The sequence below is a fragment of the Psychrobacter sp. 28M-43 genome, from assembly GCF_014770435.1.
Taxonomy (GTDB): domain Bacteria; phylum Pseudomonadota; class Gammaproteobacteria; order Pseudomonadales; family Moraxellaceae; genus Psychrobacter.
Genome location: NZ_CP061739.1, coordinates 1,368,238 through 1,389,912, shown reverse-complemented (window position 1 = coordinate 1,389,912; position 21,675 = coordinate 1,368,238). Strand labels below are relative to the sequence as shown.

Genomic DNA, 21,675 nt, shown 5'->3' with positions numbered 1-21,675 from the left:
ATGTACTCATGCCAATAGTGACATGAGTACATTGCTAACGATGTTAGATTAAATTTTTAAGAGTTAATAGTAGCTTAGCGACTTACTCAGCACCAGTATCCACTTGGATAGACATACCAATTTGGTTGGCAAGTTCAGCAAATCCTGGGAAGCTGGTATTAACCGTTTCAACCCCTTCAATGGTAATTTGCTTGGATGCACGCAGACTGGCAACAGAGAAGCTCATTGCAATACGATGATCATTATGCGAGACAATATGACCGCCACCAAAGACAGGCTGGCTATTGTTGACTTCACCGCTTTCAGTAGCAACGCCTTTGCCTTCGATAATCAGACCATCATCAGTTACAGTACAATCAATACCAAGCGTATGTAGCCCTTCTGCCATCACAGCGATACGATCTGATTCTTTGACACGCAGCTCTTTGGCACCAGTCAATACCGTACGACCTTGGGCACAGCTGGCCGCAATAAATAATACAGGAAATTCATCAATCGCCAGTGGTACGAGATGCTCTGGTATCTCAATACCGACCAAATTTGAGCTGCGAATCGTAATATCAGCAACTGGCTCGCCGCCCACATGTGTCTCATTGCTTAGGCTAATATCTGCATTCATTAATTTTAGAATATCAATGACGCCAGTACGTGTAGGGTTGATACCTACTTGGGTCAAGGTCAGCTCGCTGTCTTGACTGATGGCTGCTGCCACCATAAAAAATGCTGCAGATGAGATATCAGCAGGAACAGCGATATCGCCGCCTGTTAGTGTGCCGCCGCCAGTGACACTGATGCGATTGCCTTCTACGGTTACCGGATAACCAAAGGCCGATAGCATACGCTCAGTATGGTCACGGCTGATCTCAGGCTGTGTGACCGTTGTCGTACCCTCGGCCCATAGACCTGCTAGTAGCAAGCAAGACTTTACCTGAGCTGAAGCGACTGGCATATCATATTCAGTGCCCTGTAATGGCTTACCAGCTGTATCACGACCAGTGATACTCAGCGGCGCCGTACCACTATGACCAGTACTCTGAATCACAGCTCCCATAGACCGTAGCGGTGCCGCCACGCGCTCCATTGGGCGTTTATTCAAGCTAGTATCACCTGTCAACACGCTATCAAACGATTGCGCTGCCAAGATACCAGATAGCAGACGCATACTGGTGCCAGAGTTACCCATGTAAAGTGGGGTTTTGCTAGGTTTCAAACCATTCATACCGACGCCATGAATGGTCAAATTGCCATTGTCAGGGCCTTCGATAGTCACACCCATATCACGGAATGCTTGCAGCGTTGCTAGCGCATCTTCCCCTTCCAAAAACCCAGTCACATTTGTCACGCCTGTGGCAAGACTGCCGAGCATAATGCTGCGATGCGAGATAGATTTGTCACCAGGAATCGCGATGGTGCCAGAAACAGTATTGCTAGGGGTAATATTATAAGAAGCTGACATAGCAGAAGTATCCGTATAAGGGGTGCTGGCTAACATATGGCCGAAATGTCGCCGTGCGGCTTGCGCGCGGCCCAAAAGTCCCATCAGGGCGGTTGAATCTTGATCAATGATAAGCTGGCGCATTGTCTGTAAATAGACACCATACTCATCAAGTGCGCTGACAATCGCGCTTTGGTTGGCAAAAAATATATCATGCCACATTTTAGGGTCACTGGCAGCGATACGCGTAAAATCGCGGAACCCACCAGCGGCATAACGAAACATATCTAAATTATCATCATGGCTTGCCAATTGCTCAACCAAGTTGAAGGCAAGCAAATGTGGCAAATGGCTGGTGTGCGCTAATATGCGGTCATGGTGCTCAGCATCCATTGACATGACATTTGCGCCTACTGATTCCCATAATAGTCGCAACTTTGCAATAGCAGTTGCACTGGTTGTCGGTAGCTCGCAAATAATAACGCTATGATTGACAAATAAACTGGCGCGGCGCGCATGATACCCTGAATTTTCAGCCCCAGCAATTGGATGCGCTGGCACTAGACCTATCGGCAGCGAGCCGAACACTGCTTTAGCGGCATCAATGATATTGACCTTAGTACTACAGACATCCGTCATGATACAGTCACTGGTAAGCTGTCCGTTATCCATCGCTTGCTTGATATCAACAAACACTGCTTGAACTGCCTGTACTGGCACTGCAATGATGATTAAATCACTGCCAGCGATGACGTCCTGTAAGTTTGCACTACCTGCATCTAGCAGACCATGCTCGATGGCTTCTGCAATACTTGGCGCATGTCTATCGACTGCTACCAAACGCGCGCTTAAGCCATTATCTTTAATAGCTTGCGCAAAACTGGCACCAATCAGCCCAAGTCCAATCACACAAACTTGTTTAAATATAGGTGGCGTAGTATTTAGAGACGATTGAAGTTTATTATTTTTCTGACTACTCACGGCTTTTCTCGTTGAACACACTAAGACATAGATAAGGAAAATCTTAGTGTTATAAATTTTAATGGCTAATTAAGCACAGTTTTTAAGTTAAAAAATATTAATAGATGCGCTTAGTCTTCAGTCAAAATAGAACGCAAAGTATCAATCAAACGCAGATTATCTTCAGCCACACCTACTGTGATACGCAACCAGTTAGGCAATCCATAAGCATCCAACGGACGGACAATAACGCCTTGTTCAAGTAGTGCCTGATGGATAGAAGCAGCAGTTATATCTTCCATCTCAACCTGCACTTCGACCATAATAAAATTGGCATGCGACTTCACAAAACCCAGCCCTAGCGCGTCAAACTGCTTTTCTAACCAACGCATTTGCTCATCATTTATCAGACGAGTTTTTTCGATAAAGTCTTGATCGGCAAGTGCAGCAGCAGCGGCAGCTAAACCAACACGGCTGACGTTAAATGGCTGACGAATTCGGTTTAGTAAATTCGCCACTGCCACCGAGCTTAGAGCATAACCGACGCGTAAACCTGCTAGCCCATAAGCTTTAGAAAAAGTACGCACAATAATGACATTATCGAACTCATCCAATAATGCGCGGTTGTTACTCTCAGGACTATACTCGATATAAGCTTCATCTAGTACCACCAAGACTGAGCTTGGTACACTGGCAACGAACTGGTGTAGCTCTTTTTGCTCTAGCTGCGTACCCGTTGGATTGTTCGGATTGGCAATAAAGACAATTTTGGTATTCGGATTGTCTTGAACCGCTTGGCTCATGGCTTTTAGATTATGGCCGAAGCGTTGAGCAGGCACTTCAATGCCCGTGGCACCTTGCATCTTCGCTAGCATAGGATATACCACAAAAGCATACTGGCTATAGACGATGGCATCATCAGCACCCACAAAGCTGCGTGCTAAAATGTCGAGCAAATCATCAGAGCCATTACCTAAGGTAATTTGATTGGCATTGACATCGTTAAAGTCAGCCAGCGCTTGCTTTAGATAGTAACCATTGCCATCAGGATAACGTGACAACTGCCCTAGCTGCTCAGTCACTGCTAGCGTCACTCGTGGTGAGCATCCCATTGGATTCTCATTGCTAGCCAGCTTGACCACGTCTGAAACACCATACTCACGTGTCAGCTCCTCAATTGGCTTACCGGTTTGATAAGGTGCCAATGCCAAAATACTGTCGTAAGCTGGCGTTAACGGCGATAGATCTGACGCGGTCAATTGAGTAGTCTGCATGATTTATCCTTAGATGGTGTCTGTAAATGCTTTTTTAATGCTATCTCTAAAAGCTAAGACCCATCTATTATGTATGAACACCAGTGAGTAAGCCTATAGTTGTCTATAGGACAGCTTTTGGATATGAGCCTAATATGCGCAAATCTTTGACCAATGGACGAATATCATTGATGGCAGCGCTAACGTTTGGATCATTAACATGACCATTCATATCGATAAAGAATACGTATGCCCATTTGTTAGGACGCTCAGGACGCGTCTCAATACTCGTCATCGATACGCCATGATATGACAAAGGTTTCAAGATTTCGATCAGTGCGCCTGCTTTATCATGGGCTGAGACGACGATAGAGGTTTTGTCTTGACCAGATGGTGCAATCGCTTCATGACCGATAATAAGGAAGCGTGTGGTGTTACTTGGATTGTCTTCGATATTTGAGTAGAGCTTATGCAAACCGTACTCTGCAACAGCGACGTCACCTGCAATCGCAGCTGAATGCCATTCGTTTTTAAGGCGGCGAGCGGCTTCACCATTGCTTGATACAGCAACGCGTTCGACATTAGGGAAGTTTACATCTAGCCAATGACGGCACTGAGCAAGCGACTGCTGGTGCGAATAAATACGGCTCAAACCATCAATCTTGGTATGCTCAGCAACCAAGAAGTTTTGATGAATTGGCAATTCAACTTCGCCAATGATCTTCAAAGTAGAAGACAAGAAACCATCTAGAGTATGGTTGACCACGCCTTCTGAAGAGTTTTCGACAGGGACCACGCCATACATCGCTGTACCTGCTTCGACTTCGCGGAACACATCGGTAATGGTTGTCATCGGTACGGTATCAGCTGCTTTACCAAAGTGCTTGAGCGCAGCGGCATGCGTGAAGGTACCGACAGGGCCCAAGAAGGCAATACGCTGCGGCGCTTCTAAATCCAAGCATACTGACATGATTTCACGGAACAAGCGCGCCATTTTTTCATCAGCGATTGGACCTGCATTACGCTCCATGACAGCTTTTAATACCTGTGCTTCACGCTCAGGGCGGTAAAAGATAGGATTGCTATTGTCATCAGCAGCGGTATGATTTTTCTTTACCATGGCTACTTGCTGAGCCAGCTTTGCACGGTTATTGATTAACGTTTGGATCTCACAGTCTACTGCGTCAATATTTTGGCGAATATTGTCTAAAAACTCTTTTTCAGTTGCGGTATCGCTAGCGCCTGTAGTGGTTTGATTTAGATTATCCATTGTTTGCTCTGGTGACTGCTCGCTCATTACCGCCCATCCTTTTTAGATTTTATCGCTGTTAGATATTACTATTATTTAAATATTGCTATTACATTTTATTACGTAGGGTAGCTCTATTGCCAAATCTGACTGTTTTCTGTTTTTAGTTAAAGACTAAGACTGATGATAGAAACTATATTCAAAATCAACCTCAAAACAGTCTATCAAAAACACCTTATATTGCTAGTGCCATTTGGCGTTAATACTATATTTACTGCCAAATACAGCAGCTTGATACATAGCCGGCTCTACTATAGCAAAAACTAAGGTCAGTGCCCATGCGTAAATGCGTATAAATATACCAACTGTTATTAATATTAGCACAGCTGAGCCAGATAACAGCGATGCATAGCATAACTATGAAGCAACACCTGCCCAAAACTGTGTTACAGTTCCAGTTCAGCTCCCTACCCCGCTATATATAAGAGGAGCATCATGTGATTAATAAGAAAAAGGATACCTGATGAGCGCATTACAACAGCTACGCACTATGACCACAATTGTTGCTGATACTGGTGACCTTGCCGCTATTGCCCGTTTAAAACCTATCGATGCAACCACCAACCCAAGCCTTATTACCAAGGCTCTGATTCATCCTGACAACCAAGGTATGTTGTCAGAGACCATGAGTCGTCACAATGGTGACGTGGATGCCGTGATCGATGCGCTGACCATTCAGGTTGGCTGCGATATTTTAGAGCTGATCGAAGGCCGAGTCTCTACCGAAGTGGATGCTCGCTTATCTTACGATACTCAAGCGACGATAGATAAGGCACTGGCCTTTATGGATGCTTACCAAAAAGCGGGCGTCGATTCAGAGCGAGTATTGATCAAAATGGCAGCAACTTGGCAAGGTATTGAGGCGGCGCGCTATCTTGAGACTCAAAATATTCACTGCAACCTGACCTTACTATTTGGACAACACCAAGCGATTGCCTGTGCAGATGCTGGCGTGACCCTGATATCACCTTTCGTTGGCCGTATTCTAGATTGGCAAAAACGCCAACAAAGCCGTCAAAACGTACCGGCTTCTGATGACATGGGCGTACAGTCAGTCAAGCTCATTTACCAGTATTACAAACAGCACGGTTACGAGACGCAAGTAATGGGCGCCAGTTTCCGCTCTACCGAGCAAATTTTGGCATTGGCAGGTTGTGACTTGTTGACTATAGCTCCCAATCTCATTGATGAATTGGCAGCCATGGATACCGAGGTAACTCGCCAACTGTCTCCGAGTATGTCGATGGATATGAAAGCGATGACTCAAGTAAGCTTAACGCATGAAGAGTTTAGTGCTGCATATCAGCAAGACAAGGTTACGCAGGACTTGTTACCTAAGGGTATTGATGGTTTTATCGGAGCGCGTGACGAGCTGGCTAAGACATTAGCAGCCATTCGCGGACAATAATAGCCACACGACAGAGCACGACGGATACTGGGCTGGCACAAAAGATATTTGCCTACTAATAGTAAGTTGGCTATCATTACCTACTTCAAATGACAAGAAGCAAGGCTTATATGAAACGGCTATCAATATTATTGGCAGGCAGTGCTTTAGCGATCAGCGCCCAGGCAGTCAACTGGGTAGAGGTGTCCGAGAGCAGCTCTGGATCAATTTTTAGTATAGATTTGGATTCTATTGAAAGCTCTGACATCAGTATCATAGATGAAAAAGATGTCGAAAATATCACGGTATCTATCCTTAGAACCTATCCTAAAGACAAAGATGCCGATACAGATGACTCGCAGGAAGAAAAAAGCAATATTGACCATAGTGAGCAGCAACTACTCATTTCATGCAAAGACGCCAGTTACTATAGACGAGCCTTTGTTAACTATGATGCTGAAGGCAAAGTAACCAAGTCATGGCAGTCAGAAAAACCAATATTGACCACAAAAGACTTTAAAGTCACCACTCCAAAGACAGTCGGTCGTACGGTGATAGAGCAGTCTTGTAAGGACTACGAACAAAACGAAGAGCAATGAATATAGCCTACTCAACACAGTACTAAAAAACATCAATACAGTATTAAAAAAAGCGCCCTGACATAGTATCAGGGCGCTTTATTATTTGGAGAATCGTTTAACTATATCGACAATACGACATGTCTAATAGTCAAAAACATAGCTATTCATTTTAAGCTTTTAGTACCGTATAAACAGGTACTGGGAACTCGCCATGCAAGTCGACCAAGTCCAATAACACTAACGCACCGACCACAGTATGGTCAGCTGATTGACACAGCTCGTAAGCGGTGGTCAACGTACCACCAGTCGCTAAGATATCATCGACCAATAGTACACGCTCAGGCGGTAGATTATTTTGCATCTCAAGCGTGTCTTTACCATACTCCAGTGCATAGGCTTTGTTGGCAACTGGCGGCGGCAGCTTACCTGGTTTACGTAGCAAGATCATGCCTTTGCCCAGACGACCTGCTAACATACTGGCAAATACAAAACCGCGCGCTTCTACCGCACCCAGACAATCTACCTCGTCCATAAGCCCTTCTGGCAATGCAGCAAGTAGCGCGTCAATGACAGCGTCAATATGACTGCGCAGTAACGGGGTAATGTCATAAAAATCAATGCCAGCTTTTGGAAAGTCTGGTACTGTGCGAATAATCTGCCAAAACGGATGGTCAGTATTGAGCATATGTGACGTCTCATTGTTGGTGGCGGATGTGGCGGCGGCATTGGTACTCATGATGACCCTTAGCTTATGTATTTAGATGGTTTAGTTAGTTTAGTTAGTTTAGTTAGTTTAGTTAGTTTAGATAAGACAACAACTGGATGATATATCAGCGATAAATGCTAAGCATTACTGTGAATTTAGCGGCGATTATTATAGCATAATTGGTTTTCGTATGGCGGGCTGGCGTCCAGTCTTGTTATTAAGCGCTAATAAGGTAACGTATGTGATTGACTTGATAAAAGAAAAGTCATCTCAATATACAAGTGTAAACTTAACTATGAAAATTGCGGTTATATGCTAAACTACGTGCGTTTTTGCAGTCTAATATAATAGCTGTAATATTAAAAATGAGCGTTTATAGCACGCTGTAACTGTAATACTGGTAATGATCGATAGGACTATTTATGAAACGTTATGAATGTATTGTCTGCGGCTGGATATATGATGAGGCGCTTGGCTGCCCAGAAGAAGGTATCGCACCTGGTACTAAGTGGGAAGACATCCCTGATGACTGGACTTGCCCTGAGTGCGGTGTCGGCAAGCTTGATTTTGAGATGCTTGAGCTGTAGTAGACGACCCTCTAATTAGGACACTTCATGACAAAATCAAATGACATCAATAGTGCCAAATTGCCTGAAACGCTAGATAACCATCTAGAAGATCATCTGAATAACTACCCTACTCCTGAGTGGCGCAAGTTTGGGGAGCATCAATGGCGCGACTCTGACTTGAGTAAGCACCTTCGTCAAGCAATGATTGACATCGGTGATGGTATTGAGTTGTGTGTCGAAGCTGGCGGTAATCCCAACAATCCGCCGCTGCTGATGATCATGGGGCTAGGCTCACAAATGATATTTTGGCCAGACAATTTTATTAAGCGCTTTATCGATGCTGGTTTTTTTGTGATTCGTTTTGATAATCGTGATATTGGTTTGTCCTCTAAAGTACAGATAGAGGGCTTACCGCGTATCAGCCAGCTCAAGATGATGGTACGTCTACAGACTGGTCTGTCTAATAAGAGCACGCAGGTTGCTTATAACTTGACGGACATGGCCGAAGACACCGTACGCTTGATTAAAGCACTCAAGCTGGGTAAAACCCATCTGCTTGGGGCATCAATGGGCGGTATGATTGCACAAATCGTGGCCGCACGTTATCCAAGTTTGGTGCAGCGAATGGCGCTTATGTTTACCACGACCAATCGTGCATTTTTGAAGCCGCCAAAGCCCAAACAGCTATACACCCTTATCAATCGTCCAGAGAGTCATTCTGAGCGTGATATCGTGCGTCACAGCGTGTGGTTTATGAAGACCGTTGGCACACCTGGTCATGTCAATGTGCGTATGGTGCGTGAAATTGCCAAAATTCGCTATCAACGCAATTTTCATCCGCTTGGTACGGTGCAGCAGCTCAATGCTATCTTGGCATCAGGCTCTATCAGTCGATTTAGCAAGCAAGTCAAAGCACCCACTATCGTACTGCATGGCAGCGCTGATGGCTTAATTCCTGCATCACAAGGCCGAGTCGTTGCCAAGACCATTCCCAATGCCACGTTCCATCTAATCGAAGGCATGGCACACGATATTCCAGAGTATTATCAGCCTTATATGGTCGATCTAATCAGCAATCATTTATCGAGCAACTAGCTTTAAACACATCAGCGTCAAAAAAAGAGTGTAAAACCTATCGCTAACTCACAGGTTTTACACTCTTTTTTATTGTCTATTTAATCCTAGGGCGTGTCCTCAATTCAATCGATAGTTATCTAAATGGGTTAAAAATGGCTAAATCTTGCCAAATGGCGTCAAATAGCTGACTAATATCTCGATATTATCTGCGCTATTTTCCTTGTTTGACTGCGATTTATCTCATTTTTATCATCATTTTTAAAATGAGGACACGCCCTAGTAACTGCATCAATCACAAGCAACGCCAGTACCCTCCTTATCTATACACATTTTATTTCCATTCTTTAGGTTGCCAATCCACGCCTTACCACCTGTAAATACAAAGGATGGTTTGCCCTGATAGCTATCGTTAGCGTTCACACCATTATTAGCAAAGCGAAAAGGGATCACCAGCTCACCGCCTAAATTGACAAAACCCCACTCTTCACCGATACGCACCCCAGCATATTCCTCAGAGAACGGACGCACTTCGTCAAATGAGTACGTAATCATGGTGACATTATTGTCATCGACGAAACCCCATTTGCCATCTTGCTGACGCGATTGGAGCGTCGTAAAACGCGCTGGTACAGACTGTGATGCTGTGCTAGTTTTTTCGTTAGAAGAAGTAGATTTATTTACTGCCTGAGTGTCATTCTGGGCATTTGGATCATTCGCTGCATTACCGTTTTTATCCACCCAAGTGGTTGCACGGCCTTTGCGTACACGCGCCACTCCATTACGATAATTATCAATATCATCAATCGCTGCAGAAAACGAGACAACGGTACTATTGGCTGTGTTAATCACACCATAGTTACCCTCTTTTTTTACCACGATACGCCCATCCGATACAGGCCTCGCCCAACCTTGACTCTCTGTCAATATATCGTACATGGCAGGCACGACTTCGCGGCCCTGCATATTGAGATAACCGACGCGACTGTTGCGCAGTACAGGCAACAGACCGTCTGATAGTTTATCGGCATCGACTTTTTGATAACGTGATAAATCAACGACTCGTTTGCCTTTTTTATCGATTAAAGCCACTGGCGCACCAAAGTCTTTTATCGCCAAAAAGTAACTGCTACTGGCCGTGCAGGAGACGTTTTTGTAATAGCTTTTTGGGATTTTACAGCTGGCGGCATGTGCGCTAGGCATCAAAAACAATGCGCTAGATAGCATCGTCACGACGACACTGTATTGCGATATTTTTGGTAGCAAGCCAGACAATATATGTGGCTGTTTTTTTGATAGCAATCGTTGAAGCATAAATAAACCTAGACAAATAATATAGATTGTTTGGTATAACCAATCAGACGTTAAGTACATTATATCGTCAATCTACTATACATGTGTTGCCGCGTTAATGTCGCTTAAAGTGCTACACACATACCATCCCTACAAAGATATCACTTGTATACATTATGCTCTTTCATACTCCCACGAATCGTCGCCCTGATACAAATATTTTGATATAAGTACTATTACCCAACTGTCATAAGTCTATTGCGAAAAACGCAGCTATATCAAATACTTTGATTATTTATTTGTGTCTAACGTGCCCAATAATTTTCCGCACAGCGAGAGTATTTTTATTCACCGTAATAAATTATGGTTTTGCCATTTCATTTTGCGTTTAAAACCACGACAATATGGCTTTATGTCAACATAAGTTCTGACGTGATGCAATGATAATAAGAGTACTGTTATTCAAAATGCTGTTATTCAAATACTGTTATAAGGACAAATTATGGCTATTGCTTCAACGCGATCTGCACCTATTGGCTTAGTCATTGGTTGTATCATTTTTGGATTGGGCAGCTTAATTGTCGCTCATGTCGATATTGGTGGTTGGGCCATGTCGTTTTGGCGATTGGCTGTTTCTGGTATTGTATTTGCGGTATTGGCTAAGCTAATGGGCCAACGTATGCCCAAATCAAGACGGGCCATGTTTTATGCGCTACTATCAGGGGCGTTTTTAGGATTGGATTTGGCGCTGTGGCATGAGAGTATTTATGCGGTTGGGCCTGGTATTTCGACGCTGCTTAATAGTCTGCAAATATTTTTCTTGGCCGCGATTGGGTTTTTGTATTTCAATGAGCGTCAGTCTATCGTGCAGCTTATTAGTTTGTTCTTAGCCATGATAGGCGTGGCGATGATAGGTAGCCCTGAATTCGCACACAACACCGCTGCGACTTGGGGTTTTGTCACTGGTATTGTATCGGGTGCCATGTTAGCAGCGTCAATGACCTTTATCCGAAAAACGCACGACACTGAACCGACACCTATATTTATGCTAATGCAACTGATTAGTATTGGCGGCGTCTTAGCCATGATTATACCGATGTTTGTATTTGACACAGGCAATATCCTGCCCAATACATGGTCTGAGATTGGCTGGGTGCTTATTTATGGTACGGTGATGCAGTGCTTGGCATGGGGATTGATTGCCTACTCTATTCCTAAGCTATCTCTAGCACTGACTGGACTGTTATTGTTGACTGAACCTATTGCAGCCCTTGTCATTGACTATAGCTGGCTGGACAAGCCGATTAACACTTTACAGTGGAGTGGCGCACTATTAACAATGTTTGCTATTTACTTAGGCTCATTGAAGCCAAAGCCACGCGCCCTTCGACGCTATCGGTTTTTTTCAAGATTTTATAAACGTGACTATAAGTAATATTAATTTTTTTCAATACTGTTGCTCAACACTGCCATACAAAAAAGCGCCCATACTATCGATAGTATGGGCGCTTTTTGTTAGATGAGATATACTTTGACTATCTTTATCCGACAGGCGCCGACTTCAATCTCATCAGTATTACTTATTTCGCTTCAGAACTTTGGTTAAACAAAGCATTTAACACGATAGCGGCTAAAGTAGCAGTACCGATACCGCCTAAATCAAAGCCACCTAAGTGCAAGCTAAAGTTACCAGTACCCATAATGACCGTCACTGCCGCGATGATTAGGTTGCTGTTTTTACTAAAATCAATATGGCTATCGATCCAGATCTTTATCCCAGCAACCGTAATAAGACCAAAGACAACAATAGAAGCACCGCCCAATAGAGCCGCTGGAATGGTCTGAATGATCGCACCAAACTTTGGTGACAGTCCCAATATGATAGCAACCAAGCCTGCTACGACAAATATCGTCGTGCTATACACTTTGGTAACCGCCATGACTCCAATGTTTTCAGCGTAAGTAGTAACACCTGTACCACCAAATCCTGCCGAAAAAGTCGTGGCTAAACCGTCGGCCAAAAATGCTCGGCCCATATAAGGGGTCACACGAGCCTTGGTCATGCCCTCTACGGCCTTAAAATGACCTAGATTTTCAGCCACCAAAATAAAGGCCACAGGTGCAATTAGAATAATAGCGCTCATCTCAAAGCGCGGCGTATGAATGCTTGGTAGTCCGAACCATGAAGCGGCAGCTACTGTACTAAAATCAATCGCAGTACCAAAACCTAGAATATTGGTCATGACAAAATAAGCAACGTACGACAGAACCAGACCGACGAGTAACAACAGACGTCGCAACATACCGCGAGTAAATACTGCCACACCACTAATGAGCAATACGGTCAAGGTAGCCATCCAAGCATCAAACTGATTGGCAGACACGCCTTGAATGGTCACTGGCGCCAAGTTAAGACCGATAATCATGACAATCGCACCCGTCACGATAGGTGGCATCAAGCGCTCAATCCAACCTGTACCCGTCTTCATCACTAGCAGACCAATCAATGCGTAAATAATACCGCAAGCCATAATACCGCCTAGCGCAACATTTAGATTGTCATTGAACCCTGCGCCTGCATAAGCGGTCACCGCGATGACTGGACCGATAAAAGCAAAGCTTGATCCCAAGTAGCTCGGCATGCGCCCACCGGTAATCATAAAGAACATTACCGTACAGATACCAGACATCAAGATGGCTAAGTTAGGATCAAACCCCATCAATAAAGGCGCAAGCACGGTTGCACCAAACATCGCAAATGTATGCTGTATACCGAGCAATACGCTTTTTGACGGAGGTAAATAGTCGTTGATACCGACTGGATCACGATCTAAGTCGCCCTTATAAGGACGCCATGTCGGAAACCAACGGCCATTTTCAAAATCTGGATTGTGCGGGTAATTGATAGCGGCTGAATCAATGCCTGCAGAATCCAAGGCATTTTGAGTCGATAGATCTTGAGCGCTATTGTCTGACGCTGATGAAGGGTCTTTTTGAGATGGCATGCGCGCTTGTCCTATGTGAGCTAAGCTAAAGTAATAGGCTGGGGCGTGTTGAATATTCGACCATGGCACTGACAGAGACTATTTGTGAATGTTCAATACGCCCTTGAATAACTGATAAAATAAGAATATTAATAAATGGACATATTTCTAAGGGCTTGTATAAATAGCAGAACGTTAAGTCTTTCTATCTATAATATGTCATCCCAATTCATTCATTTATGTTGTAATATGACAAACCAAAAGTATTATTTGGTATGATAGCCATATCTTGCTAGATGTATGAATACGGATGTGTCTGACTAAAAAATTTAGTCTTTTTTAATCTGTCTTATTTTACGATGATAACCAACTTACAGGATGTTACATAGTTGTTGACTGCGAGCATGATAACGGAGTTTCAAAATAAATAAAAGTTATTATTCAACTGCCCTCAGTGCTCATTTACCTTATAACCTTCATAAATAGTGTCTCGCGCCCACCTATCAATGGTGACTAGGAGCGATGGCTGTCTATTATATTTTTCACAAAAGCGCTCAATGCCATAGATAAAATAGGCTAAAGCGCTTAAAATTTTTGGTGACTTATTATGATCAGTGTTTTTGATTTATTTAAAATCGGCATCGGCCCATCCAGTTCGCATACAGTCGGACCGATGGTCGCTGCAAACTTATTTTTGACCTCGCTAACTGAGCAGATGGAACTGACTGCAGTTAAGACCATTGAGATTGAACTGTATGGCTCTTTGGCGGCGACCGGAAAAGGTCATGCAACAGATACCGCTATTTTACTAGGCCTACTTGGGCACACGCCTAGCACGATAGACACACGCATGACCAGTAGCTACCTATCTCCTATCTTCTCTAACAAAATTCTCAATGTATCAGGCACGCATACGATTGCTTTTGATACAGAGCAAGATATCTACTGGTATGATGATACTGTGCTGCCTTATCACCCTAATGCATTGACGCTACGCGCTATCTCAACTGAAGGCGTTCGCTATCAGCAGACGTACTATTCAGTCGGTGGCGGTTTTGTGATTAATGAAGAAGATGCAACTAACCCAGACGAAGATCATGCCAGCCCGACCATCGATAGAGTTCCCTACCCGTTCAATAACGCAGCAGAGCTACTAGAGCAATGTCGTGAGCATGACTTGAGCATCAGCGAATTGGTACTAGCAAACGAATGTCACTTCCATGTTAGAGAAGAAATCTTTGCTTATCTAGATAGTATTTGGGAAGTGATGCAAGACTGCGTCAAACAAGGCTGTGAAAATGGCGGCATCTTGCCGGGCGGATTAGATGTAAAACGCCGTGCTCAAGACTTGCATACACAGCTGTGCGCTGAAAAAGACCAACCTATCACCAAGACCGATAAGTTAGCCGCTATGGACTGGGTCGATTTGTACGCGCTCGCCGTTAACGAAGAAAACGCCAATGGCGGCAAAGTAGTCACAGCGCCAACCAATGGCGCAGCAGGTATCATTCCTGCCGTCCTGCATTACTATCGTGACTTTTTGCCCAACTATAGCCAAGATGGTGTTCGTAAGTTTTTGCTAAACGCCACTGCTATCGGTAGCCTTATCAAGCAAAATGCTTCAATCTCTGGTGCTGAAGTCGGTTGCCAAGGTGAGGTTGGTTCTGCGTGTGCAATGGCAGGCTCTGCACTGGCAGAAATCATGAATGGCACGCCAGCCAAATGTTTAAATGCGGCAGAGATTGGTATTGAGCACAATCTAGGCCTTACTTGTGATCCTATTGGCGGCTTGGTACAAGTGCCTTGTATCGAGCGTAATGCGATGGGCGCAGTCAAGGCAATCAATGCAGCACGTCTAGCCTGCAGAGGTAATGGTCAGCACTTCGTCTCTTTAGATAAAGCGATAGAGACGATGAAGCAAACAGGTGCCGATATGTCTGATAAATATAAAGAGACGGCACGAGGCGGCCTGGCGGTTTATGCTGATAATAGAATCCCTACAGCAACGCGCGGCGTTAGTGTCAATTACAGTCAATGCTAATTTGACTTCTCGAAAAATAATTTACTAACAATAAACACGTAAAAAGGCCTCTAATTCGTTAGAGGCCTTTTTGTCATGGATAACTGCTTTTGTAACTGGTTTATCGTCTATATATTGCTATCAATATTATTCAGCAGTTTTTGATACCATTTCGTTTAGAATCCAAACTGGCTGCACGACATTTGAGCCTTCTGCTGTTACTGCTTCTTGGCGTACATCTAGGACATAACGATAGTTCGGCTCATAGGTAAAGCCTTGAATATTACCATTTAGCGTGGTGTAGTTTTTCTGATAGGTCTGACGATACTGCAAGCACTGTGATTCAACCATGCTGCCATCAGTAGCAGTCAAGTCACATACTGCTTTACGCGGTGCGATCTCTACTTCAAAACTTGGGATATTTACTACTTTTACATTCATAGGTTGTCCTTCAACAACCATCGTGCGCTCATTGTCCATGCTCATCGTAGAGCAACCAGAAAGGGCAAAAGTCGTCATCAATGCTGCAAGTGCTAATTTCTTCATTATTCAATCCTCAGATAATTGTTATTAATTCTTTATTGATAGCTTAGTTACTGGCTCATTTATTGGCTTAGCTAATAATTCATTGTTACTCATTGTTACCCATTGCTACTTAGATGAACTTATTGTTTTGAACACCTTATCTTGCTTTGCTACAAGCTAACAAGGTCATTTTCTTTTTACTGAAACCAGTATAGGTCGCTATTCGTCTTACCCTCTATAACTGCTTTGTAAAGTAACGTCAGCTTTTGCAACTGATGTTAATGAAGCGTATTGAATAGCAGAGTTATTTGCTACTGAGCAGAAGTTTGACATTAAAAAGCCAGAACAATATTTGTTCTGGCTTTGATACAACTATGCAAATTCTGTTTTGTTAAGAACGACTAGCTACGATAATCAGCGTTTATTTTGACGTAATCGTATGACAAGTCGCAGGTATATACGGTATCGATAGCATCACCACGTGCAAGGTCAATATGAATGGTAATCTCAGGTCGGCTCATGACTGTTTTGCCCGCCTCTTCTGTATAGTCAGGTGCAACACCGCCATTTTGGCAAATCATTACCTCGTCTAGATACACATCGACTTGCTCTGTGTCTAGGTCTTCGATACCAGCATAGCCCACTGCTGCTAATATGCGTCCCCAGTTAGCATCACTGGCAAAGAATGCCGTTTTTACCAACGGTGAATGTGCGACTGCATAAGCCACATCGCAGCATTCTTGCGTGGTTTGACCGCCAGTCACTTTGACCGTCATGAATTTAGTAGCGCCTTCACCATCACGCACAATCAATTGTGCCAGACGAACAAACACATCAGCTAATGCATCGAATACAGGCTGATAATGTGGATGCTCTGGACTATCAATCACCTCTGAGCTAGCAGCACCTGTTGCAATCAACACACAACAGTCATTGGTTGAGGTATCGCCATCGACAGTAATTCGGTTGAAAGACTGCTCATTGATAGCGCTTAGCATCTCTTGCAATAAGTCAGCAGCGATATTAGCATCTGTCGCCACATAGCCCAGCATAGTCGCCATATTCGGACGTATCATTCCTGAGCCTTTAGACATACCAGTGACATGATAGCTAGTACCTGCTACATCAATTTTTTGGCTGGCCAATTTAGGAATGGTATCTGTCGTGCGAATGCCATTAGCAGCAGCTAGCCAGCTATCAGGCGCTAGATTAGCCAATGCCTTATCCAGACCTGCGATGACTGCATCACTATTTAACGGCTCACCAATCACGCCAGTAGAGAATGGCAATATCGTATTGGTGTCTACACCGGCCTTTTCAGCCAATGCTGTACAGATATCAATAGCGCGGCGCTTGCCATCAGCGCCTGTACCTGCATTTGCGTTACCAGTATTAGTGACTAAATAGCGCGGTCTAACCTTAGCAAAATGCTCACGCAATACTCGCACTGGCGCTGCACAAAAGGTGTTTTTAGTGGTTACAACCGCAGTAGTAGCTTTGTCAGATATTTCGATGACTACTAAATCATCGCGGTCTTTGTAGCGAACGCCTGCCGCTGTGGCACTGAGCTTGATACCATCGATAGGATAGATAACGTCAGGTACTGATACATTTCCAACAGCCATAATAAAATCCTTACTTTTCAATTTTTATCGTTATTTATGGAATACGAAGTGATAAATATATAGTCAGTTCAAGACAGTTTAGATATACGGAGAGCTAACTACAGTGCTACGGCCAACAGACTGAACAAGCTACTCATCGTATCTAATTTACATGAGATTGACTATATATAGGTATTACGGTATATAAGTATTACGGTTTCTTCAGGTCAAATGCTGACCAAATCGGTGCATGGTCAGAGGGTTTTTCCATAGCACGTAGCTCATAACTAATACCAGCATCGATACATTTATCGATTAGATCCGAGGTACATAGGATATGATCAATACGTAACCCGCGCTTAGGTTCATCATTGAAGCCGCGACTGCGATAATCAAACCAGCTGTATAACTCAGTGCTCTCTGGATAATGCAGGCGGTAAGTATCTATCAGCTCACGTGACATCAATGCTGAATACCATTCGCGCTCTTCTGGCAGAAATGAGGTTTTTCTGTTTTTCAACCAGCGTTTGGCATTAACTTCACCAATACCAATATCGATATCTTCTGGTGCGATATTCATATCACCCATGACGATAATCGAACGACCTTCAGATTTTAGCGTATCAATATAAGCCATCAAATTGGCATAATAAGCGCGCTTCATAGGAAATTTAGTCGGGTGATCTTGGCTCTCTCCTTGCGGAAAGTAACCATTGAGCACATCCACTTCACGACCTTCAAACTCGTAACGTGCATGGATAAAGCGCTTTTGGGCTTCTTCATCTTCGCCAGGAAAGCCTTTTTGTATAAATACAGGTGCAGCTTTAGATAGTAGTGCAACACCATAATGTCCTTTTTGTCCAAAATACTCGACGTGGTAGCCCAGACCTTCGATATCGTTAAGCGGAAATTGATCATCATGAACCTTGGTTTCTTGTAGGCCCATGACATCAGGATCGATTACCTCGCGCACCGCCTCGAGCTGATGCTGACGTGCACGGATACCATTGATGTTAAAACTGACAAAACGGGTCATAAACTGTCCTATACTGATTGGTTAGAATATAGCGCTCTATAAATGGGTGAAATATAAACGACTATGATAACAAATGTAAGCGGTTCTAGCGGTTGCATGGCCTGATATCTTGAGCTAGAGTAACTATATTGTAAGCACTATCTATTATTGGTCTATCTGAAACACTTTTATTTAACAATACTTATTAAAAATATCGAGCATCACTATGACAACAATTAAGCAAAAAAATATGACATCAGCCATGAATGATGACACCAAACCATTATTTGCTAAAGATTATAACGTCTATATTAACCATACTGATGCTGGCGGTATAGTCTATCACGCCAATCATTTGGTGTTTTTTGAAAACTGCCGACGCGACTGGTTTACTGAGCTGGGCTTAAATGGGTATTTTTTGCAGACTGACAGTGGTGAAGTGCAGCATTTTGTCGTGAGTCAGGCGGACTTGCAATACAAAAGAGCCATTCTATTAGATGAGGTAATTAGCGTACGTATCGATAAAGTGGAGCTAAAACCTGCCAGCATCATATTTTACCAAAGTATATATCGCAATCTACCAAATCATGGCTCTACCGAAACTGATGATAGCCAGCTACTAAGCAGCACCAAAATCGTTATTGCTTGCGTACAAAACCTTGTCAAACCAGAGCCAATGAGTAATGATGAAATAGGCAGCGATAAACCAGATACTTCAGCGACAACTCCACCAATGCGTCCTATTCGTGTACCAAAAAAACTGCGCGTTACGATCGAACAAGCTATCTCTGAGCAAGTAAATGGTCAGCAGTAGAACTGCTATGAGCGTAGATACGGGTAGAGTGTTGCTTGAATTTGATAACCTATGGGTACATAGCCAACGGACGATAAATGCTCAAAGCATTAAAAATAGCAAAGAAGCCTCGAATAAAGTCTCTATGCCGTATAGCATTTATCAAAAATGGACAAGCAAGCTAACCGCAAACGCTTCACTGGATAAAGAGCTATCAATTCATGATCGAACGCTAATAAGCGGTGCAAGCGGTACGCTATTGTCAGGGCAAGTTACTGTTTTGACAGGAGCGTCTGGTAGCGGTAAATCAGTACTATTGCGAATATTGGCAGGATTATTGCCAATGAGCAGCGGTACTGTTCGTTTGCACGATGACACGTCGAGTAATGTTTATCACGATATGCATGAGACTGCATCTATACGGTGGCGCAAGCAGGTCGCCCTACTCGCTCAGCATCCACAGTTGTTAGATGGCAGTGTCCTTGAAAACTTACAAATGCCTTATCAATTACACGCTCACCAATCGCAGACTTTTGATAGAGACTGGCATGTTGCTCAGCTTGAACATTTGGATAGAAGTGCAGATTTTTTGCAACAAGACGCCAAGCATTTATCTGGTGGCGAGCGCCAACTGGTCAATACATTGCGCCTATTGCAGCTTAGTCCAAAAGTTTTATTGCTAGACGAACCAACTGCTGCTTTGGACATGGACACTTCAGCACAGCTAGTCAACTTACTTATCAACTGGTTGCACGCAGATGCACAGCGCACACTCCTATGGGTGACTCACGACACAAAAGATATTATGCCTTTGGCAAATAGACATTGGCACATGCAAGCTGGTGTGCTCACTGCGGACTCTTGAGGAACTTTTATTCAAGAATATTTAATTAAATAATTAAGTCGTCGCTTAGTTGCTCAGACAATTTAGCACGTTAATAACCTTAATCCTCACCTTGTATTATTACCACAATTACTTCCTAAATAAGCTCATACGAGTGGTACGAATGATATGCAAATTTTCCTCACTTATGGTGATATCGCTCTTGCTAGCAGCCTAATTATCATCGTATTGCTCATCTCTTGGCGCTTACGTTTAAAGCTAAGCAAGACTCTTTTGATAGCGGCATTTCGTACGATTATACAGCTTAGCTTTATTGGGCTAATACTGGCGTGGATTTTCGCACGTGAACAATGGTATGAAGTGCTAATCATATTAACAGTCATGACTTTAATTGCAGGAAGTGCCGCCAAAAATCGCGTTAAACGCAGTTATAAGGGGTTATTAACAGATACGTTATTGGCAGTCAGTATCTCAGCAATACTAGTAACGGCGATTGCGATTATAGCGATTTTGAATGTGCAGCCTTGGTATACACCGCAATTCATTATTCCTATATTGGGTCTGATATTAGGTAACTCTCTGACTGCCATTTCGTTGACGAGCAATCAATTGATTGAATCCTTTCATGAGCAATCTGGACGTATCGAAATGATGCTCAGTCTATCTGCTAAACCATTTGAAGCCGTCCATGAGCAGATAAAAGCAGCTATCACTAATGGCATGACTCCAACTTTAAACTCTATGCTAGTCGTCGGTATTGTTAGCTTGCCAGGCATGATGACGGGTCAAATCCTAGCGGGCGCCGATCCCACTCAAGCCGTACGCTATCAAATAGTCACTATGTTCCTGATATGTGTCAGCAGCACGCTTGGCTGTACCATCAGTGCATTACTGATTTATCGAAGATTCTTTAATAAAAAAGATCAATTTATTTTACCGCAATAATTTTGGCATCTACATTCCTTTGTGTTTTGTCAGCTTACCAACATTAATTATCTAATCCTTCATTTATGAGATAACAAAGTCAATATATTCTTATAAGTTAATATATGTACTGATCAGTATCGCTTACTGTTATTGTTTTAGATTAAATTCATGCTAATGTATTGCTCAAATGTATCGTTTTTTTGATACTTTATTTGTAAGCAGCAGATAAATAGTTTTAGAACGAGCATTATTTTTATTATTGAACTTTTTATTTATTTGTCCTATTTAATGCTTTATCTAAATATTCATTAAATAGAATGCTGTGATAGCAGCAAAAAAAACTAGCTATTAATCAATAGACAGGGATGCTATTGAATACGGTAGATACCACTTAAA

General features: G+C 43.2%; 18 protein-coding genes. 9 read left to right on the top strand and 9 right to left on the bottom strand.

Going from position 1 to position 21,675, the window contains the following annotated elements; translation table 11 throughout:
* Positions 1–82: 82 nt before the first annotated feature.
* The 3 genes from IEE84_RS05910 to pheA all read right to left on the bottom strand — a co-directional run bounded on the left by IEE84_RS05910 (position 83) and on the right by pheA (position 4,945).
* Positions 83–2,416: a bifunctional prephenate dehydrogenase/3-phosphoshikimate 1-carboxyvinyltransferase gene (locus tag IEE84_RS05910; RefSeq protein ID WP_191115207.1), complete on the bottom strand. Its 2,334-nt coding sequence runs from the start codon at positions 2,414–2,416 to the stop codon at positions 83–85.
* A gap of 110 nt (positions 2,417–2,526) precedes the next feature.
* Positions 2,527–3,669, bottom strand: coding sequence for a histidinol-phosphate transaminase (gene hisC / locus IEE84_RS05905; RefSeq protein ID WP_191115206.1), 1,143 nt, complete (start codon positions 3,667–3,669; stop codon positions 2,527–2,529).
* A 103-nt stretch (positions 3,670–3,772) separates the two neighbouring features.
* On the bottom strand, positions 3,773–4,945 hold the full coding sequence (gene pheA / locus IEE84_RS05900) for a prephenate dehydratase (RefSeq protein ID WP_102092477.1): 1,173 nt from the start codon (positions 4,943–4,945) through the stop codon (positions 3,773–3,775).
* A 475-nt stretch (positions 4,946–5,420) separates the two neighbouring features.
* Between pheA and IEE84_RS05895 the strand changes: the two genes are divergently transcribed.
* Entirely contained in the window at positions 5,421–6,365 is a 945-nt protein-coding gene (locus IEE84_RS05895; protein WP_102092478.1) for a transaldolase, read from the top strand.
* A gap of 110 nt (positions 6,366–6,475) precedes the next feature.
* Positions 6,476–6,943, top strand: a complete 468-nt coding sequence (locus IEE84_RS05890) for a hypothetical protein (protein WP_191115205.1) — start codon at positions 6,476–6,478, stop codon at positions 6,941–6,943.
* Between the two features lie 151 nt (positions 6,944–7,094).
* Here IEE84_RS05890 and IEE84_RS05885 read toward each other — a convergent pair whose 3' ends face one another.
* Positions 7,095–7,661: an adenine phosphoribosyltransferase gene (locus IEE84_RS05885; RefSeq protein WP_101204455.1), complete on the bottom strand. Its 567-nt coding sequence runs from the start codon at positions 7,659–7,661 to the stop codon at positions 7,095–7,097.
* Positions 7,662–8,053: 392 nt separating this feature from the next.
* Between IEE84_RS05885 and IEE84_RS05880 the strand changes: the two genes are divergently transcribed.
* A complete protein-coding gene (locus IEE84_RS05880; RefSeq protein ID WP_057759803.1) occupies positions 8,054–8,218 on the top strand; it encodes a rubredoxin in 165 nt (54 codons plus the stop codon).
* Between the two features lie 27 nt (positions 8,219–8,245).
* A complete protein-coding gene (locus IEE84_RS05875; RefSeq protein WP_191115204.1) occupies positions 8,246–9,295 on the top strand; it encodes an alpha/beta fold hydrolase in 1,050 nt (349 codons plus the stop codon).
* Between the two features lie 270 nt (positions 9,296–9,565).
* On the opposite strand, the gene IEE84_RS05870 is transcribed toward IEE84_RS05875, so the two are convergent.
* Entirely contained in the window at positions 9,566–10,588 is a 1,023-nt protein-coding gene (locus IEE84_RS05870) for a WG repeat-containing protein (RefSeq protein ID WP_191115203.1), read from the bottom strand.
* Between the two features lie 481 nt (positions 10,589–11,069).
* Here IEE84_RS05870 and IEE84_RS05865 point away from each other — a divergent pair, with 481 nt between their 5' ends.
* Positions 11,070–12,002, top strand: a complete 933-nt coding sequence (locus IEE84_RS05865) for a DMT family transporter (protein WP_191115202.1) — start codon at positions 11,070–11,072, stop codon at positions 12,000–12,002.
* 145 nt (positions 12,003–12,147) lie between these two features.
* Here the strand turns inward: IEE84_RS05865 and IEE84_RS05860 are convergent, their stop codons facing one another.
* Positions 12,148–13,572, bottom strand: a complete 1,425-nt coding sequence (locus tag IEE84_RS05860; RefSeq protein WP_191115201.1) for a solute carrier family 23 protein — start codon at positions 13,570–13,572, stop codon at positions 12,148–12,150.
* A 583-nt stretch (positions 13,573–14,155) separates the two neighbouring features.
* On the opposite strand from IEE84_RS05860, the gene IEE84_RS05855 reads away from it, so the two are divergent.
* The gene (locus tag IEE84_RS05855; protein ID WP_191115387.1) at positions 14,156–15,592 is read left to right on the top strand and encodes an L-serine ammonia-lyase; all 1,437 of its coding nucleotides are present in this window, start codon (positions 14,156–14,158) and stop codon (positions 15,590–15,592) included.
* Between the two features lie 126 nt (positions 15,593–15,718).
* On the opposite strand, the gene IEE84_RS05850 is transcribed toward IEE84_RS05855, so the two are convergent.
* The 3 genes from IEE84_RS05850 to xthA form a co-directional block, all read right to left on the bottom strand.
* Positions 15,719–16,117, bottom strand: coding sequence for a DUF4377 domain-containing protein (locus IEE84_RS05850; protein ID WP_191115200.1), 399 nt, complete (start codon positions 16,115–16,117; stop codon positions 15,719–15,721).
* Between the two features lie 380 nt (positions 16,118–16,497).
* Positions 16,498–17,721: a bifunctional glutamate N-acetyltransferase/amino-acid acetyltransferase ArgJ gene (argJ, locus tag IEE84_RS05845; protein ID WP_191115199.1), complete on the bottom strand. Its 1,224-nt coding sequence runs from the start codon at positions 17,719–17,721 to the stop codon at positions 16,498–16,500.
* A 190-nt stretch (positions 17,722–17,911) separates the two neighbouring features.
* The gene (gene xthA, locus IEE84_RS05840) at positions 17,912–18,736 is read right to left on the bottom strand and encodes an exodeoxyribonuclease III (RefSeq protein WP_191115198.1); all 825 of its coding nucleotides are present in this window, start codon (positions 18,734–18,736) and stop codon (positions 17,912–17,914) included.
* A 205-nt stretch (positions 18,737–18,941) separates the two neighbouring features.
* Between xthA and IEE84_RS05835 the strand changes: the two genes are divergently transcribed.
* The 3 genes from IEE84_RS05835 (at position 18,942) to IEE84_RS05825 (ending at position 21,297) form a co-directional block, all read left to right on the top strand.
* Complete coding sequence (locus IEE84_RS05835; protein WP_191115197.1) at positions 18,942–19,529, top strand: thioesterase family protein; 588 nt, start codon at positions 18,942–18,944, stop codon at positions 19,527–19,529.
* 7 nt (positions 19,530–19,536) lie between these two features.
* Entirely contained in the window at positions 19,537–20,373 is an 837-nt protein-coding gene (locus IEE84_RS05830) for an ABC transporter ATP-binding protein (RefSeq protein WP_191115196.1), read from the top strand.
* A gap of 147 nt (positions 20,374–20,520) precedes the next feature.
* On the top strand, positions 20,521–21,297 hold the full coding sequence (locus tag IEE84_RS05825; RefSeq protein ID WP_191115195.1) for an ABC transporter permease: 777 nt from the start codon (positions 20,521–20,523) through the stop codon (positions 21,295–21,297).
* Positions 21,298–21,675: the final 378 nt, after the last annotated feature.

Coding starts and splice junctions, on each gene's coding strand:
- IEE84_RS05850 (WP_191115200.1), bottom strand. CDS start 16,117: ATGAAGAAATTAGCACTTGCAGCATTGATGACGACTTTTGCCCTTTCT.
- IEE84_RS05860 (WP_191115201.1), bottom strand. CDS start 13,572: ATGCCATCTCAAAAAGACCCTTCATCAGCGTCAGACAATAGCGCTCAA.
- IEE84_RS05865 (WP_191115202.1), top strand. CDS start 11,070: ATGGCTATTGCTTCAACGCGATCTGCACCTATTGGCTTAGTCATTGGT.
- IEE84_RS05830 (WP_191115196.1), top strand. CDS start 19,537: ATGAGCGTAGATACGGGTAGAGTGTTGCTTGAATTTGATAACCTATGG.
- IEE84_RS05870 (WP_191115203.1), bottom strand. CDS start 10,588: ATGCTTCAACGATTGCTATCAAAAAAACAGCCACATATATTGTCTGGC.
- xthA (WP_191115198.1), bottom strand. CDS start 18,736: ATGACCCGTTTTGTCAGTTTTAACATCAATGGTATCCGTGCACGTCAG.
- hisC (WP_191115206.1), bottom strand. CDS start 3,669: ATGCAGACTACTCAATTGACCGCGTCAGATCTATCGCCGTTAACGCCA.
- IEE84_RS05835 (WP_191115197.1), top strand. CDS start 18,942: ATGACAACAATTAAGCAAAAAAATATGACATCAGCCATGAATGATGAC.
- IEE84_RS05895 (WP_102092478.1), top strand. CDS start 5,421: ATGAGCGCATTACAACAGCTACGCACTATGACCACAATTGTTGCTGAT.
- IEE84_RS05875 (WP_191115204.1), top strand. CDS start 8,246: ATGACAAAATCAAATGACATCAATAGTGCCAAATTGCCTGAAACGCTA.
- IEE84_RS05885 (WP_101204455.1), bottom strand. CDS start 7,661: ATGAGTACCAATGCCGCCGCCACATCCGCCACCAACAATGAGACGTCA.
- IEE84_RS05825 (WP_191115195.1), top strand. CDS start 20,521: ATGCAAATTTTCCTCACTTATGGTGATATCGCTCTTGCTAGCAGCCTA.
- argJ (WP_191115199.1), bottom strand. CDS start 17,721: ATGGCTGTTGGAAATGTATCAGTACCTGACGTTATCTATCCTATCGAT.
- IEE84_RS05880 (WP_057759803.1), top strand. CDS start 8,054: ATGAAACGTTATGAATGTATTGTCTGCGGCTGGATATATGATGAGGCG.
- pheA (WP_102092477.1), bottom strand. CDS start 4,945: ATGAGCGAGCAGTCACCAGAGCAAACAATGGATAATCTAAATCAAACC.
- IEE84_RS05890 (WP_191115205.1), top strand. CDS start 6,476: ATGAAACGGCTATCAATATTATTGGCAGGCAGTGCTTTAGCGATCAGC.